The organism is Chromobacterium phragmitis (genome assembly GCF_003325475.1).
GTDB classification, from domain to species: Bacteria; Pseudomonadota; Gammaproteobacteria; order Burkholderiales; family Chromobacteriaceae; genus Chromobacterium; species Chromobacterium phragmitis.
The window spans coordinates 2,948,892-2,964,181 of record NZ_CP029495.1 but is presented as its reverse complement, the minus strand read 5'-3'; the positions used below and the strand labels follow the sequence as shown (position 1 = coordinate 2,964,181).

Genomic DNA, 15,290 nt, shown 5'->3' with positions numbered 1-15,290 from the left:
TGGAACAAGGATTCATTCCTAAACGCAAGATACTCAGTGTACTGAGTATTTTGTGGAATCCCGTTGAAGAAACCGTTTTGGTGTGTTGCCTCGTGAACGATGGTAGGGCCGTAAGTTGGGCTGAATGAAATGAAGCCCAACGTTTACCGAGAAAGCAGGACCACACAAGCTGAGAAAAGCCTTATATCTATAAAATCAATATGATACAGCAAATAAGCCCTAAATTATTTTCCAGTAAACGATCAGTAAAATAAATAGCCCGAGCACGCTATCACATGCCCGGGCTACAGACATAGCACCTACGCCAGCGCTATCTACAAATAATCCCTTATCCGGTAGTACGCCATCCCCAACACCAGCGCCGGGGTGCGCAGTAGTTTTCCGCCGGGGAAGTCGCGATGGCGGATCTTGGAAAACAGGTCCAGCCGCGACGAGGTGCCGGCGATCGCCTCGGCCACCACCTTGCCGGCCAGGCCGGTGATGTTGACGCCGTGGCCGGAGAAGCCTTGCAGGTAATAAACATTGCCCGACAGGCGGCCGAAGTCCGGCGCGCGGTTGACGGTGATGTCGCAGAAGCCGCCCCAGGCGTAGTCGATGCCGACATCGGCCAATTGCGGGAACACTCGCAGCATGTCAGCGCGCATGGAGCCGGCCAGATCGCGCGGCTCGTGGCCGGAGTAGCTGACCTTGCCGCCGAACAGCAAGCGGTGATCGGCGGACAACCGGTAGTAGTCCAGCACGAAATTGGTGTCGCACACCGCCATATTGTCGGCGATCAGCGCGCGCGCCCTCTGCTCGCCCAGCGGCTCGGTGGCGATCACATAGGTGCCGGCCGGCATGATGCGCCGCTCCAGTTGCGGCGCCAGCGCGCCGATGTAGGCATTGCAGGCCAGCACCAGATGGCGGCAACGCACGACGCCGTGCTCGGTGAAGACCGAGGGCGTGTCGCCCTGCTCGATGCGCAGCGCCGGCGTCTGCTCGTGGATCGCCACGCCGGCGGCCAGCGCCGCGCGGGCCAGGCCCAGCGTGTAGTTGAGCGGATGCAAATGGCCGGAGCGCGGGTCGAACAAGCCGCCTTGGTAACGCCCGCTGGCCAACTTGCCGCGCAGCGCATCTCGGTCCCACAGCTGCATCCCGCCGTAGCCATAGCGTTGCTCGGCCTCGCGCTGCCAGTCTTCCAATTCCCGTAGATGGCGCGGCTTCACCGCCGCGCTGACATAGCCGCGCTGCCAGTCGCACTGGATGTCATGGCGGCGGACGCGCTCGTCTATGATTTCCACCGCCTCCACCGACATGTCCCACAGCGCCTTGGCCGCGTCTTCACCCACCTGGGAGCGGATGCTGTCGACATCGCCGGCATAGCCCGCGATCACCTGGCCGCCATTGCGGCCGGAAGCGCCGAAGCCGATGTGCGAGCCCTCCAGCAGGAGGACGGAGAAGCCCTTCTCCCGCAGGTTCAGCGCCGCCGACAGCCCCGCCAGCCCGCCGCCCACCACGCACACGTCGCAGCTGGCCTCGCCGCGCAGCGGGGGCTGCGGGTCCCAGGCGTGGGCGGTGGCGGCGTAATAGGATGGCGGATGCGGCTGATGGGCGAAACGCAGCATAAAGTCCTCAAGGCGGATCAAAAGGGAAGCCCCCGGCAAGCCGGGGACGCGGATATCACTGGGTCAGCACCACCGGCGAGTCGGCACGCCAGCTGAGGTAGACCGTCTCGTCCCAGGTGGGCGCGGTCTCGTTGGCGTCGCACCAGCGCGACGATGGCACCACGGCTTTGACGATCTTGCCGCCGGCCAGTTTCACGTGATAGACGGAGTAGCTGCCCAGATAGGCGATATCCCGCACCGTGCCGGCGGCGCGATTGGCGCCGGGCTGCAGCGGCTGCTTGTCCAGCCGCACGTCCTCCGGCCGCACGCTGGCCCATACGCGCATGCCCTTGGGACCGGTGATGCCGTGGTCGATGTGGATGACGCCGCCCAGTTCCTGGGAATGGATCTCCACCCGGTCCGGCTCGTCCACCACCACCGCGCCTTCGAACATATTGGTCTCGCCGATGAATTCGGCGGTGAAGCGACAGCTCGGGTATTCGTAGATCTCGGTCGGCGTGCCCACCTGCAGCAGCTTGCCCTCGCTCATGATGCCGATGCGGCTGGACATGGTCATCGCCTCTTCTTGGTCGTGGGTGACCATGATGCAGGTCACGCCCACCGCCTCGATGGTGTTGACCAGCTCCAGCTGGGTCTGTTGCCGGAGTTTCTTGTCCAGCGCGCCCAGCGGCTCGTCCAGCAGCAGCAGTTTGGGCCGCTTCACCAGGCTGCGCGCCAGCGCCACCCGCTGCTGCTGGCCGCCGGACAGCTGGTGGGGCTTGCGGCCGGCGTATTTGCGCATCTGCACCAGGTCCAGCATCTTCGCCACCCGCTCGGCGATCTCGTCCCGGGCCACGCCATCCTGCTTCAGGCCGAAGGCGACGTTCTGCTCCACCGTCATGTGCGGGAACAACGCGTAATTCTGAAACATCATATTGACCGGCCGCTCGTACGGCTGCAGGCCCTGCATGTCCTGGCCGTCCAGGATGATGCGGCCGGAGGTGGGCGTTTCCATTCCCGCCAGCATGCGCAGCAGCGTGGACTTGCCGCAGCCCGAACTGCCCAACAAGGCGAAGATCTCGTTGCGGCGGATGTCGAGGTCGATATGGTCCACCGCCAGGTGGTCGCCGAACTTCTTCACCACGCCGCTGATCCTCAGATACGGCGGTTCGCTCCCTGCGGCGACGGCGCCCGCCGGGGCAGCGTTGGCGATGGGGCTGGCTGCTTGCTTGCTGGCCGCGATGGCTTCCGACATGTTCCCACTCCCTCCGACTGCGGCGCCCTGCCGGCGCCGCTTGCTGTTGTGGACGATTGAGACATGCGGCGGACAGGCCCGTCCGCCGTCTTGGCGCCTCCGGCGCGCTTTCAGCATGGCAAAGCGCTGCCGGCATTGCCGGGAAAGATGGAGCGATGAAACAGGAGGGACGCGGGCCTGCGGCAAGACTATCCTCACACTCCCCCGCCGCGGTGCGGGCGGCTGCCGGCGTCTGATGCGCCAGTCGTGGACACAGCCTATGCCATGTTTAAGAAATTTGACAAGCGGGGATCGCAAGATTGATCGCGCTAGAACGATCGTCTGTGGTTTGCGCGCCTCAGCCAGAAAAATGCCGCGCTGCGGCAAGCCAACGTTTAAGACATCAAACACTTGGAGAGAAAATCCAGACCCAACCTCAGCATGCCCAACTGCCGCAAGCGCAGCACGATATGGCCCGACGCAAGTTCGCATAATCAACCGACAGCCTGAATTCCGCTCAAGCCGGGCACTCTACGCCCTGAAAATGGCAAAGACACTAAAGATCCGATTTGCGCCGCCAACTGTTCAGCCTGCCGTCGCCGGTTCTAGAATGAGTAGCACGACAGCCTAGGACAGGAGCGCCCGCCATGCCGTACGCCCAGCTAGCCGGACACCAGATCTACTACGAGGAAAGCGGCCGCGGCACCCTGCCGCTGCTGCTGCTGAACGGCATCACCATGTCCACCGTCGGCTGGACACTGATGACCCCCCATCTGGAACCCTATTTCCGGGTGCTGCGGCTGGACTTCCTGGGCCAGGGCCAAAGCGACCACCCTCCCGGAGAGCTCTACACCCTGGCCGAGCAAGCCGATCTGGCGGCCGCGCTGCTAGACTGGCTGCAACTGCCGCAGGCCTACGCGGTCGGCCTCTCTTACGGCGGCATGGTGGCGCAGCATCTGGCCCACCGCCATCCCGGCCGGCTGAGCCGCCTGTTGCTGGCCGGCACGCTGGCCTGGGCCGACACCGTCAACCATCATATCGGCGACAGCTGGATCGCCGCCAACAGCCAGGGTGGACTCGATCTGCGCTACCAGGTCAGCATTCCCTGGCTGTTCTCCAGCCGGTTCCTGGCCGGCAACGCCGCGATGCTGGACGATCTCAAGCTGCTGGCGGGCATGGTGGACTGGGACGCGGTGATCCGGCTGATCAACGGCGTCCGCCAGCACGACGCCCGCACCTGGCTGCCGCAATTGCAACTCCCGGCGCATATACTGGTCGGAGACGAAGACCGGCTGACGCCGCTGTACCAGGCTCGCCTCTTGCAGGAGCTGATACCCGGTTCCGAACTGGAAATCCTTCCCGGCGCGGCCCATGTGCTGCACATCGAGGCGGTGGAAGCCTTTGCCCGCGCCATCGTCCGCTTCCGCCAGGACTGAGGCGGCCACATTATTTCTAGACAGGGGAAAACATGATGAGCACCGACTCCGTAACGCTGGCAGTGGATAAACGGGGCATCGCCACCGTGACGCTGAACCGCCCCGGACTGCACAACGCGCTGGACGACGAAACCATCAGCATGCTGGCCGCCACGCTGGAAACGCTGGCCGAAGACAACACGGTGCTCCTGGTGGTGATGACCGGCACCGGCATCAGCTTCTCCGCCGGGCACGACCCTGAATGGTTGCGCCGGCTGGCGCAGTTCCCCGCCAACGAGCTGAACCGCTACGCGCAGCAGATCGCGCGCTTGCTGCACACGCTGGACACCTTGCCTAAACCTACGCTGGCCAAGGTGCAAGGTTCGGCTTTCGGCCTGGGCGTGGCCATGGTCGCCTGTTGCGACATCGCCATCAGCGTGTCCGAGGCGTTGTACAGTCTGGCCGACGTCAAATTCGGCCAGATTCCCGCCCTCACCGCGCCCTACTTGATCCGCGCGATCGGCGAGCGGCCCACCCGCCGCTACAGCATCACCGCAGAACGCTTCAACGCCGGCAAGGCCAAGCGGCTGGGCCTGATCCATCAAGTGGTGGAAAACGACGAACTGGACGCCTCGGTCGAGCACATGGTGGGCCAGATTCTGCTGAACAGCCCGGCAGCGATGCGCGCCACCAAGCACTTGATCGGCGAAATCGGCAAACAGGAAATCACGCCGCAAGTGATGCAGCGCTGCATCGAACACAGCCTCGCGGTGCGGCTGAGCGACGAAGGCCGCGAAGGCATGCGCGCGCTGATAGAGATGCGCAAGCCCGGCTGGATGGACTAAGAGGCTGGCCTCGCGGGCGGCGGCGGTGCGACAATGGCCGCATTTGCCCATAGCCGCCCGCCCATGTCAAAGCACACATTCTTCTGGCACGACTACGAAACCTTCGGCGCGGTGCCGCGCCAGGACCGTCCATCGCAGTTCGCCGGCATCCGCACCGATGCCGATCTGAACGAAATCGGCGAACCGGTCATGCTCTACTGCAAGCCGTCCCCCGATTACCTGCCCACGCTGCAAGCCTGCCTGCTGACTGGCATCACCCCCCAGCAGTGCCGCCAGCAAGGCGTGGCCGAGCACGAGTTCGCCGGCGTGATCGAACGCGAACTGGCCGCGCCCGGCACCATAGGCGTCGGCTACAACTCCATCCGCTTCGACGACGAAGTCACCCGCTTCCTGTTCTGGCGCAACCTGATCGACCCCTATGCCCGCGAATGGCAAAACCAATGCGGCCGTTGGGACCTGCTGGATCTGGTGCGCGCCACCTACGCGCTGCGTCCCGAAAACATCGTCTGGCCCAAGCACGAGGATGGCCGGACCAGCTTCAAACTGGAACACCTGTCCGCCGCCAACGGCCTGGCGCACGAATCGGCGCACGACGCGCTGTCCGATGTGCGCGCCACCATCGCGCTGGCGCGGCTGATCCGCGAGAAACAGCCGAAACTGTTCGACTACTACCTGACGCTGCGCAAGAAAGACGCGGTCAAGGTGCAGCTGTCGCCGCTCGATCCCAAACCCGCGCTGCACGTCTCCGGCATGTATGGCGCGGAGCGCGGCAACCTGGCTGTGATATGGCCGCTGGCCGCCCATCCGACCAACGCCAACGAAGTGATCGTCTGGGATCTGGCCCACGACCCGGCCGAACTGCGCGGACTCACCGCAGACGACATCCGCCAGCGCATGTTCAGCCGCGCAGAAGACCTGCCAGAGGGCGCGTCGCGGCTGCCGATCAAGACGGTGCACATCAACAAGTCGCCGTTCGTGGTGGCCAATCTGAAGGCATTGGGCGATGACAATGCCGAGCGCTGGGGCATGGACCTCGCCGCCATCCATCGCCACGCCGAGACCGCCCGCTCGCTGCCCGATCTATCGGCATTGTGGAGCCGCGTCTATCAACGCGAGCCCGGCGAGCCCCAGGACGTAGACCAAAACCTGTACGGCGGCTTCGTCTCCAATAACGACCGCAAGGCGCTGCAGAAGATGCGCCGGCTCTCCGCCCCGCAACTGGCCGGCGAGATGGCGCTGTTCGAGGACCCGCAACTGGCGGAATTACTGTTCCGCTACCGCGCCCGCAACTTCCCGGACACGCTGTCCGACGGCGAGCGGCAGCGCTGGAAGCAGCTGTGCCGCAGCCGCATGGAGCGGTCCTGGCCAACCTTCCAGCAAGAGCTGAATGAACTGAGAGCGGGCGAGCTGAGCCCGGAACAGCAAACCCTGCTGCAGCAGGTGGCCGACTACGCGGCCAGCCTTCAGGCCAGCCTGGATTAAGCCCCCCGGCCGGCCGCTCGCCGGCCTTTTCTTGGCCTCGCCATCACGCGCTACGCGTTTACGCGTATGAATTTTTACTAGCTCCTGGACTAGAACTATGGGTATGAAAATCCACATACCTGCCCGGAGGCGCGCATGCTGCATCAATTAACCGTCCGACAGAAGCTGCTGGGAGGCTTCTCTCTGCTGATTCTGCTGCTATGCATCGTGGTCGGCATCGCCTATACCAAGCTGCAGATCATTCAGGACAACGTCAGCCAGATCAAGGATGACCGTTATCCCAAGATCGAACTGTCCAACCGCATGGCGCTGAATTTGATGTCCATGGGCAGGGAAATGGGTGAAGGCATTTTGGCCGGCACGCCGCAAGCCATCGAGCAGCACATCCAGAAAGTCGAGGCGCTGCGAGCCAAGATGCGCGCAGACATGGACAATATGGAACCCTATCTGCGCCAACCCGAGGGCCGCGCCCTGTTCGCCAAGATCCGCGCCGCGCAGGAAGTCCAGCGTCCGCTGTTCGACCCCTTGTATGCGCTGATCCGAGGGCGTCAGATTGAGGCAGCACGCGCGTTCCTGGATGACAAGTTCGGCCCCGCCAACGACGGCTACATCGCTTCCCTCGAAGCGCTGCGCGACCGTCAGCAGGGCCGGCTGCGCAACTCGCTCGCCATCACCTACGACTCCAGCCGGCAAGCGGTCGCCATCCTGCTGGGCACCGCGCTGGTTTCGCTGCTCGTGGCGATGGGCGTCGCGCTGGCCATCTCCAACCTGATCACCACTCCGCTTCGCCGCTCCGCCGATCTCGTCCACCAGATCAAGGAGGGGGACCTGTCCGGCCTCAACGAACCCATTCCCGCAGCCCGGGACGAGGCGATGCTGATCGCGCGCGACATCCAGGAAATGCGAGAAGGCCTGCGTCTGATGGTGCAAAGCATCCAGGACAACGCGCATCAGGTATCCGATTCCGCCCGCGCCTTGTCCGGCATGGCCCAACAAGTGGCCAACGGCGCCCAGACCCAGGCTGAAGCCACCACCTCCGCGGCGGCTTCCATCGAACAGCTGACGGTCAGCATCAACCAGGTGGCGGACAACTCCAGCGAAGCGTCGGAGCAGGCGCAGGCAGCCGGCCAACTGGCCAACCGCGGCGGCCATGAGGTGCTGGAGTCGGTGGGCAAGATACGCTTCGTCACCACATCGGTGGACGAAACCTCCAAGCAGATGAACAGCCTGACCAAGGAAGTGCAGCAGATAGGCAACATCGTCACCGTGATCCGCGACGTGGCCGACCAGACCAATCTGCTGGCGCTGAACGCGGCGATAGAAGCCGCGCGGGCGGGGGAAATGGGCCGCGGCTTCGCCGTAGTGGCTGACGAAGTGCGCAAGCTGGCCGAGCGCACCACCAGCTCCGCCCAGGAGATCACCACCATGATAGCCTCCATTCAGCAAGGCGTCGGCCAGGTAGTGCACAGCATGGGCCAGAGCCTCAACTGCGTGGAGGGCGTGTCCGGCACCGCCGAACAGGCTTCCAACTCGATGCGGGAGATAGAAAGCAGCGCCGACAGCATCATGCGCACGATACACGGCATCACCGGCGCGCTGACCGAGCAACGCAGCACCAGTCTGAGCCTGGCTCAGGACATGGAGAAGGTGTCGAAGATGGCCGAGGAAAACAACGCCACCGTGCAGGAGCTGGCCACCACCTCCAGCCAGTTGAGCACTCTGTCGGCCAACCTGCAAAGCGTGGCCACCCGCTTCAGGCTATGACCGCGCGCACGGATGGGGCGCTTTCGCCCCATCCGACAGATATTCCAGCCAGTCCCACCCGAATCGCATTTTGACCGTATAATCGCCGCGATCATTTCACCAAACGCGAGCGCGCAATGGACCCCATCTTGCTGTTCCAATCCTTGATCATGGGCCTGGTCGAGGGCATCACCGAGTTCCTCCCCATCTCCTCCACCGGCCACCTGATTCTCACCGGCGACCTGCTGGGCTTTCTCGACAAGGAAAAACGCGATGTCTACGAGATATTCATCCAGCTGGGCGCGATGCTGGCCGTGGTGTGGGAATACCGCCGCAAGATAGGCTCGACAATGGCCGGCGCCGTCCGTCCGGGCAGCGAGCGCAACCTGCTGCTCGGCATCGTCATCGCCTTCATTCCGGCCGCCATCGCCGGCCTGCTGTTTTCCAAACAGATCAAGGCCGTGCTGTTCAACCCGGTATGCGTGGCCATCGCCTTCATCGTCGGCGGCCTGATCATCCTGTGGGCGGAAAAGCGCGAGCATAAAGTCGCGGTGGAGACCGTCGACGACCTGAGCCTGAAGGACGCGCTGAAAGTGGGCCTGTGCCAGTGCCTGGCGCTGATTCCCGGCACCAGCCGCTCCGGCGCCACCATCATCGGCGGCCTGTTCCTGGGCCTGTCGCGCAAGGCCGCCACTGAATTCTCGTTCTTCCTCGGCATCCCCACCCTGGGCGCCGCCTCGCTGTACAGCCTCATCAAGCACCGCGACGCGCTGAGCGCCGACGACATCGGCGTGTTCGCCGTCGGCTTCGCCGCGTCCTTCGTGTTCGCCTTCCTCGCCATCCGCGCGCTGCTGCGCTTCATCTCGACGCACAGCTTCGCCGTGTTCGCCTGGTACCGCATCGCCTTCGGCTTGGTGGTGCTTGGCACATGGTGGAGCGGCCTGGTGAATTGGAGCGCCTGAGACTGAGAGACTAAAGGCAGGGCACGCCTATGGCCTTGTCCTGCCTCAGCTAGCAAAAGCTATACCCAGCGGCGAGTGCGATTGATTGCTTCTTTCCGTCGAAATGCCATGCCTAAGTCGACGTCAAAACGGTTGGCTATCGCGCATAAGTAAATGAAAACGTCGGCCAGCTCGCCCTCCAGCTCCCCCATCTTCGCATTGGGATCGATCCCCATGCCTTCCACCTTGCGCACGGCCTTGAACAACTCACCGATCTCCTCGCCCAGCAACAGGCATTTATCTCGGGCATTCTGTTGGCTGAAACCGCGTTCCTCTTCCAGTTCAAACACATAACGCTGGTAATCGCCCAGCACGGCGTTTTCCGGTAAAACTGGCATACCGCCACCTCGATTCAATATGGTTGACTCCGACTAATAGCCGCTAACAAAACCTCGCAGAGGGCCTGAGCCAAGGCACGCCGACGCAGGCAGTACCAGTCGTACGACAAGGAGGCGTAACGCAGGATCAGGGGTTTTGCGGCTCTAAGAACCTGTTCAAAGTCTCGCGAGCAAGAGCGAGACAAGGCGAAAACGAGCGAAAAAGCGGAATGTACAAGTGGTACATGAGCATTTTGAGCTTGTACTCACCGTGCGACGCTTCACGAAGCGCAGCAGACTTTGAACAGGTTCTAAGTCGCCCCTTTCGGTCAGCAAGGCCTACTGACCTACCCGATCTAGTCGGCTCACCCGTTCGAAAAATTCGTAGACGCCGGTCTCGCTCATCCGCCGCGCGTCGGCCAGTTCGCCGGCGCGGGTGGCGTAGATCACCTGGTTGTCCGGCGACAGCACCACCGCGGCCGGAATGCCCTTGCCTATCGGGTGGCCGTACTCGGCGTCGATGTCGAGGTTATGGTCGAAATTGCCTACATCCACCTTCACCACCTTGAACTCGCGCGCCAGCAACTCGGCGCTCTTGCCTTTCTTCAGCGCCTCATCCAGCGCGCGGCAATCCGGGCACCAATTCGCCCCCAGAATCAGCAGCACCGGCTGGTGGTTCTGCTTGGCCGCGTCCAACGTCCGGCTCAATGCGGCCTTGGCATCGGCCTGCTCGTCATATTGCAGATCGCCCGCCAGCGCGGCGGCGCTCGCCAGCAGCAGCGACAACAGGATCAGCAGTTTCTTCATGGGGATTCTCCGAAATCAAGCCAGGCTGGGCTGGCACAATACTTCGGTTTTAACGGAATAGGCGATGAAGCATTCGGCATGAGCGGCATAGTGCAGGCGCTCCAGATCCTCCTGCGTCGGCAGCTTGTCGCCGGAAAAGAACGTTCTGGGCTGCAGCGTCACCCGGGACACCCAGGCCTTGCCGGCTTCGTTCCGCCCCATCTCGCCGACAGCCACATCGTGGTATTCGTCGACGCGGAAACCAGCGCGCGCGGCGATATCGAGAAACCACAGCATATGGCAGCTGGACAAGGAGGCGATGAACGCTTCTTCCGGATCCACCGCGGCCGGATCGGAGTACGGTGGCGGCACAACCTGCGGCGCCGAGGAGCCTGCCACTTCCGCCCCGCCGTCAAATTTCAATAGATGCTTGCGGCTGTAACGGCGGTCGAGAAAATCCTGCTCGCCGCGCCGCCAGATCACTTCCGCCTGATGCTGCGCCATCGCGTCCGCTCCTTGTCCGATTGGTCAAAGCCGATCATAGCACGGCAATGACAAGGACATTTCACGCTCAGCGGTAGCTGGATGGCCTCAAGGCGGTTTCGCCCCACACCTCGTCCTGCTCGGCCCGCCAGCGCCGTAATGCGGCCAGATCCAGGCCTGCCGGCAACAGTTGGACTTTCTCATCGGCGACGGCCAACAAACGGCCTTGGGCATCGATCAGGCAACTGGCGCCGTCGTACTGCGGAGCCGGATAATTGCACAGCGCGACGGCGAAGCGGTTTTCCAGCGCCCGCCCGCGCAGCTGCTGCAGGCGGACATCGCCCAGTTCGGCATCCTCGCGCATCAGGCAGGCATTCGGGACCAGCACCAGTTCGGCCCCCTGCCGCATCAGCGCGCGGCCGGCTTCGGGAAACTCGCGGTCGAAGCAGATCATCGCGCCGACGCGCACCGTCTCGCCGCCAAGCGCGATGTCGGCGCAAACGAAGCTGTCGCCGCCTTGCAAGGCGGTTTCCGTGCCTTCGGTGAAGTCGCAGATGTGGACCTTGTCGTATTGCAGCGCCACGGAGCCGTCAGCGCCGTACAGGCGCAGCCGGTTGCGCAGCGCGCCATCGCGGCGGGCCAGGTAAGTGAAGCCTATGGCCAGCCCAAATTCGCCGGACAAACGGGCAACCACGGCCAGAACCGGCTCATCGTCGTCCCAGGCATGGACGGCGTTCATCCTTTCCGGCGCGTAGCCGGTGGACCACATCTCGGGCAGCAATAGCAGATGCGCGCCATCCGCGGCCGCTTCATGACACCACTGCCGCAGCAGCGGCAGCCGGCGGGACGGATCGCCAGGAGCAGGCTGCTGCGCCAAGGCCAGACGGATCATGCTCATACCAGCGCGATCCGCACATAGATGGGCTGGTAGGGCGCGTCCTGGCTGACCTTGACCATGCCCTCCTTCACCAGCTCCAGCACGGCGATGAAATTGACCACCAGGTGGGCGACGCCCTTGTCGACGTCGAACAGCTCCTCGAACGGCACATACTCCTTGCCGTCCAGGTAGCGCAGAATCCAGCTCATCTGCTCGCGCACCGACAGCTCGTCCTTTTCCACCTTGTGGTGGCGGCGATGCTTGGCGCGGGACAGGATGGCCAGCCAGGCCTGGCGCAGATCGGCGGCGCCGATGTCCGGCAGCCGCTGCTCGGCCGATTGCTCGATCAGCACCGCCAGCCAGGCGAAATCGCGGTCGGCCTGCGGGATCTTGTCCAACGCCAGCGCCGCCAACTTCATCTGCTCGTACTCCAACAGCCGGCGCACCAGCTCGGCGCGCGGATCGTCCGGCTCGCCGTCCTCGTCCAGCTGCGGCCGCGGCAGCAACAGCCGGGACTTGATCTCGATCAGCAGCGCCGCCATCAGCAGATACTCGGCCGCCAGCTCCAGGCGTCCGTGCTTCATCGCGTCGATATAGGACATGTACTGGGCGGTGATTTCGGCCATGGGGATGTTCAGCACGTCCAGATTCTGCCGGCGGATCAGATAAAGCAGCAAGTCGAGCGGGCCCTCGAAGCTTTCCAGGATCACCTGCAACGCGTCGGGCGGAATGAACAGGTCTTGCGGCACCTCCAGCACCGGCTGGCCGAACACGTGCGCGATGGGCACGCTGGGGGGCAGCTCGGGAGAGGTCAGCTGGAAATCGGCTGCGGGGGAGGCGGTGGGATTCTCGGGAACGGCGCTCATGGCGACAAGGATACCAGCAAGCCGCCTCGCTCCGGTTGAACTTTTGCCCGCTGCGACGCACAAATTGGCTTTACGCCTGTGAAAGCCGCCCAGCGTGTCGCTGAATCCCTTGCCCGTCATTCTCGGCTTGTTGTGCCTGCCCCTTTCCGCCTGCGGACCGGATGGCGACGGCGCGACGCACGTCTCCGAGCCGCGCCGGCTATCCGCCAGCTCTGACCATTTCTGGCGCAAGCGCGAGATCGAGGAAGTGAGCCGCCGCATCATCGAGAAAGAGCTGGGCTATCCGGAAACCACCCGCCTGATCGCCCAGGAGGACGGCACCGGCTCGGGTCAATACCGTTTCCGCCTGTCGGGCACCACCCGCAACGGCTGGAAGACCCAGCGGGTCACCTTCGCGGTGCAAGGCGACTTGGCCAGCGGCCGCGTGCTCAGCATCCACTGCCACGCCCGCGACGGCAGCCGCCAGGCCTGCTATCCATCCCGCCCGCTGGCGGCCTGGTCCTGACCACAGCCATGCCGCTCTTCCGCAGTCGGCCCGTCCCCTAAGCCGGCTGCGTCGCCAGCGCCTCCTCCAGCCGTATCTCCATCAATTGACAGCTCGCCGTCTGCTGCAGCAAACGCTGCGCCCGCACCGCCCACTCCCCGGCCTCAGCGCGCAGCCGGAAAGGGCGCAGCGCCTGGTATTGCCTTCCCGGCACCACCAGCACGCCTTTCTGGCGGAACCGCCTCTCCGCCTGCAACAACAGGCCCCGCTCCAGTTCGCCTGCGGGGTGGCTGGTCACCGCGCCGGCCCATATTGCCTGCGGCCGCTTGCCGACGAACTCCACCCCGCACTCGGTCGGCGCGTCGCCGCCGGGCAAGCTGATCCAGCGCACCAAGCCAAGCTGCCACTCGAAGCCCCGCCGCTTCAGCATCACCAGCGCTCCGGCCTGCAGCAGGCCTGCCGGGCAATCGCCGTACAGGAGCATGCCCGAAGTGCTTAGATTGCCCAACAGCAGCTCGCCGGCGTCTTCCGGCGCGCGCCCTTCCGCCGCCAGCCTCCAGCAGGCGTCGAAACCGCTCACCACGGCCACGCGCTGGCCGTTGCGCTGATTGCGCCGCAGATGGCGGCGTTGCGGCGGCCGGCTCCATTCCCGCTCCAGCCTCTCCAGCAACTGCCATTGCCCAGCCGTGAAGGATTCCGGCTCCGCTTGGGCCGATGACCTCAAACGATGGACCACGTCGGCAGCTTCCGCCCGCCAATAGCCGCCGGCGGCCTCTGCCGAGGCGATGGTGGCGAAGCGGCCGGGACTGTCGGCCTCCAACGACACCAGCCAGGCTTCCGCCCCCTCCCCTCTCTTGGGCGGTCCCACCAGCCTCAACGCCTGCCCATGGCTCTCCACCCAGTCCAACAGTTGTCGCTGCCGCATCGGATCCAGCCGATTGCTGGATGTGATGCCCAGCAACAGCATCTGCCGATAACAGGCCCCCGGAGCCGGCTGGCCCTCCCACCCCTGGCGGCGGGCTTCGGCGAACAGTTGGTGGCAATCCTGCCAAAAGCCGGGAAACAGCGGCGCGTAACCCAGCATGTGGCCGCACTGCAGCCGCCAGCCGCTGCCAAGCGCCATGCCCAGCGCCTGCCGCAGCAAACCGCCGTCGCCGAAGCGGCCGGCGCGGCGCGCGGCGCAGGCCTGGGCCAGCAGCTTGCAGGCCTCATGCAGTTCGCGCCACAGGCCGCGCAGCAAGACATCGCTGTCCGCGCCGCCGCCCCGCCACAGCAGAGGCTGGCAGGCTTCATACACGGCCTTCAGCGCGTGCAGCCTATCCGCCAGGCTCAGCGGCATCTCATCCAGCCTGCGCAGCGGCCCGAGCAGGCCTTCGATGCGCGCTTCGACCGACAAGCCAGGCTGCCATAGCAAAGCCTGCCGCAACGCGAGGCGATCCAAAACCCGCGGTTCTCCTGGCGGCAAGCCGCGATAAAGCGTGAGTCTCATCATGATGACAATGACAAATCCTGAGGGGCGACGCCTTCACGTCCACGCCAGATGGCCGCGATCACGCGCGTGCGGGAATATTGCCCAGCTCCGCCAGAATGGCCTCGCTGCGGCAAACGCGGCAATACTCGCCGTCAAGATTCGCCAGGCTCATCGCATGCACCTCTTCCGCGCGGCGCAAACGCCCCTGCCAATCAACCTTGTCGAAGGTGAAACAGCCATCCTCAGCCAGCCAGACATTAAAACCCAGATTGCCGGCCATCCGCGCCGTAGTTTCCACCGAGTTGCTGGTGCTGACGCCAGCCACCACCAGTTCCCGCCAGCCGCGCTCGCGCAGCAGGGCCTCCAAACCGGTGCCGATGAAGGCGCTGTTGGTCTGCTTGCCGATCACCGTCTCGCCGGACAACGGCAAGGTCTCGGGCTTGAACGCGTGGCCCGGCTGCCCGGGCCGGTAAGTGGAGCGCGGCTCGACGGAATCGTGGCGGATATGGATCAGCGGCAGGCCCCGCCCGCGCCAGGCGGCCAGCAGCTCGGCGCACACCCGCTCCGCCTGCGGATGGTTGCGCGGCCCCCAGCTGGGATCATCGACCGCCTGTTGCATGTCGATCAGCAACAACAGCGGCGTGGAAGTGGCGAATCGCTGCGGCACGGTCAGGCCCTATCTTGAAGATGAAAATGGCATGAT

Annotated in this window: 15 protein-coding genes; 6 read left to right on the top strand and 9 right to left on the bottom strand. The window is 64.3% G+C overall.

The annotated features are described in order from the left end of the window. Positions 1-314: 314 nt before the first annotated feature. Both DK842_RS14225 and DK842_RS14220 read right to left on the bottom strand, forming a co-directional pair. Positions 315-1,604, bottom strand: coding sequence for an NAD(P)/FAD-dependent oxidoreductase (locus tag DK842_RS14225; protein WP_114062027.1), 1,290 nt, complete (start codon positions 1,602-1,604; stop codon positions 315-317). 55 nt (positions 1,605-1,659) lie between these two features. Next, positions 1,660-2,838 carry an ABC transporter ATP-binding protein gene (locus DK842_RS14220; protein ID WP_114062026.1) on the bottom strand — a complete coding sequence of 393 codons (1,179 nt, stop codon included), beginning with the start codon at positions 2,836-2,838 and terminating at the stop codon, positions 1,660-1,662. Between the two features lie 626 nt (positions 2,839-3,464). On the opposite strand from DK842_RS14220, the gene DK842_RS14215 reads away from it, so the two are divergent. The 5 genes from DK842_RS14215 (at position 3,465) to DK842_RS14195 (ending at position 9,264) form a co-directional block, all read left to right on the top strand. Beyond that, positions 3,465-4,253 (top strand): alpha/beta fold hydrolase, encoded by a 789-nt coding sequence (locus tag DK842_RS14215; RefSeq protein ID WP_114062025.1) that lies wholly within the window; start codon positions 3,465-3,467, stop codon positions 4,251-4,253. A gap of 35 nt (positions 4,254-4,288) precedes the next feature. After that, entirely contained in the window at positions 4,289-5,077 is a 789-nt protein-coding gene (locus DK842_RS14210) for an enoyl-CoA hydratase-related protein (RefSeq protein WP_114062024.1), read from the top strand. Positions 5,078-5,140: 63 nt separating this feature from the next. Continuing rightward, positions 5,141-6,559: an exodeoxyribonuclease I gene (gene sbcB / locus DK842_RS14205; protein WP_114063747.1), complete on the top strand. Its 1,419-nt coding sequence runs from the start codon at positions 5,141-5,143 to the stop codon at positions 6,557-6,559. Positions 6,560-6,694: 135 nt separating this feature from the next. After that, positions 6,695-8,323: a methyl-accepting chemotaxis protein gene (locus DK842_RS14200; RefSeq protein ID WP_114062023.1), complete on the top strand. Its 1,629-nt coding sequence runs from the start codon at positions 6,695-6,697 to the stop codon at positions 8,321-8,323. Between the two features lie 116 nt (positions 8,324-8,439). Beyond that, positions 8,440-9,264, top strand: coding sequence for an undecaprenyl-diphosphate phosphatase (locus tag DK842_RS14195; protein ID WP_114062022.1), 825 nt, complete (start codon positions 8,440-8,442; stop codon positions 9,262-9,264). 59 nt (positions 9,265-9,323) lie between these two features. On the opposite strand, the gene DK842_RS14190 is transcribed toward DK842_RS14195, so the two are convergent. From DK842_RS14190 to DK842_RS14170, 5 genes are all read right to left on the bottom strand, one after another. Further along, positions 9,324-9,617 (bottom strand): MazG nucleotide pyrophosphohydrolase domain-containing protein, encoded by a 294-nt coding sequence (locus DK842_RS14190; RefSeq protein WP_232538488.1) that lies wholly within the window; start codon positions 9,615-9,617, stop codon positions 9,324-9,326. A 342-nt stretch (positions 9,618-9,959) separates the two neighbouring features. Next, positions 9,960-10,427: a thioredoxin family protein gene (locus DK842_RS14185; protein WP_114062020.1), complete on the bottom strand. Its 468-nt coding sequence runs from the start codon at positions 10,425-10,427 to the stop codon at positions 9,960-9,962. Between the two features lie 15 nt (positions 10,428-10,442). Then, a complete protein-coding gene (locus DK842_RS14180; protein WP_114062019.1) occupies positions 10,443-10,910 on the bottom strand; it encodes an OsmC family protein in 468 nt (155 codons plus the stop codon). 67 nt (positions 10,911-10,977) lie between these two features. Further along, complete coding sequence (locus DK842_RS14175) at positions 10,978-11,787, bottom strand: carbon-nitrogen hydrolase family protein (RefSeq protein ID WP_114062018.1); 810 nt, start codon at positions 11,785-11,787, stop codon at positions 10,978-10,980. Beyond that, positions 11,784-12,632: a segregation and condensation protein A gene (locus tag DK842_RS14170; protein ID WP_114062017.1), complete on the bottom strand. Its 849-nt coding sequence runs from the start codon at positions 12,630-12,632 to the stop codon at positions 11,784-11,786. The genes DK842_RS14175 and DK842_RS14170 overlap by 4 nt, the downstream gene beginning before the upstream one ends. A 94-nt stretch (positions 12,633-12,726) precedes the next feature. On the opposite strand from DK842_RS14170, the gene DK842_RS14165 reads away from it, so the two are divergent. Beyond that, positions 12,727-13,137 (top strand): hypothetical protein, encoded by a 411-nt coding sequence (locus DK842_RS14165; protein ID WP_114062016.1) that lies wholly within the window; start codon positions 12,727-12,729, stop codon positions 13,135-13,137. Between the two features lie 37 nt (positions 13,138-13,174). Here the strand turns inward: DK842_RS14165 and DK842_RS14160 are convergent, their stop codons facing one another. Both DK842_RS14160 and DK842_RS14155 read right to left on the bottom strand, forming a co-directional pair. Then, positions 13,175-14,557 (bottom strand): hypothetical protein, encoded by a 1,383-nt coding sequence (locus tag DK842_RS14160; RefSeq protein ID WP_114062015.1) that lies wholly within the window; start codon positions 14,555-14,557, stop codon positions 13,175-13,177. Positions 14,558-14,666: 109 nt separating this feature from the next. Then, positions 14,667-15,254 carry a cysteine hydrolase family protein gene (locus DK842_RS14155; RefSeq protein ID WP_232538487.1) on the bottom strand — a complete coding sequence of 196 codons (588 nt, stop codon included), beginning with the start codon at positions 15,252-15,254 and terminating at the stop codon, positions 14,667-14,669. Between the last annotated feature and the right edge of the window lie 36 nt (positions 15,255-15,290).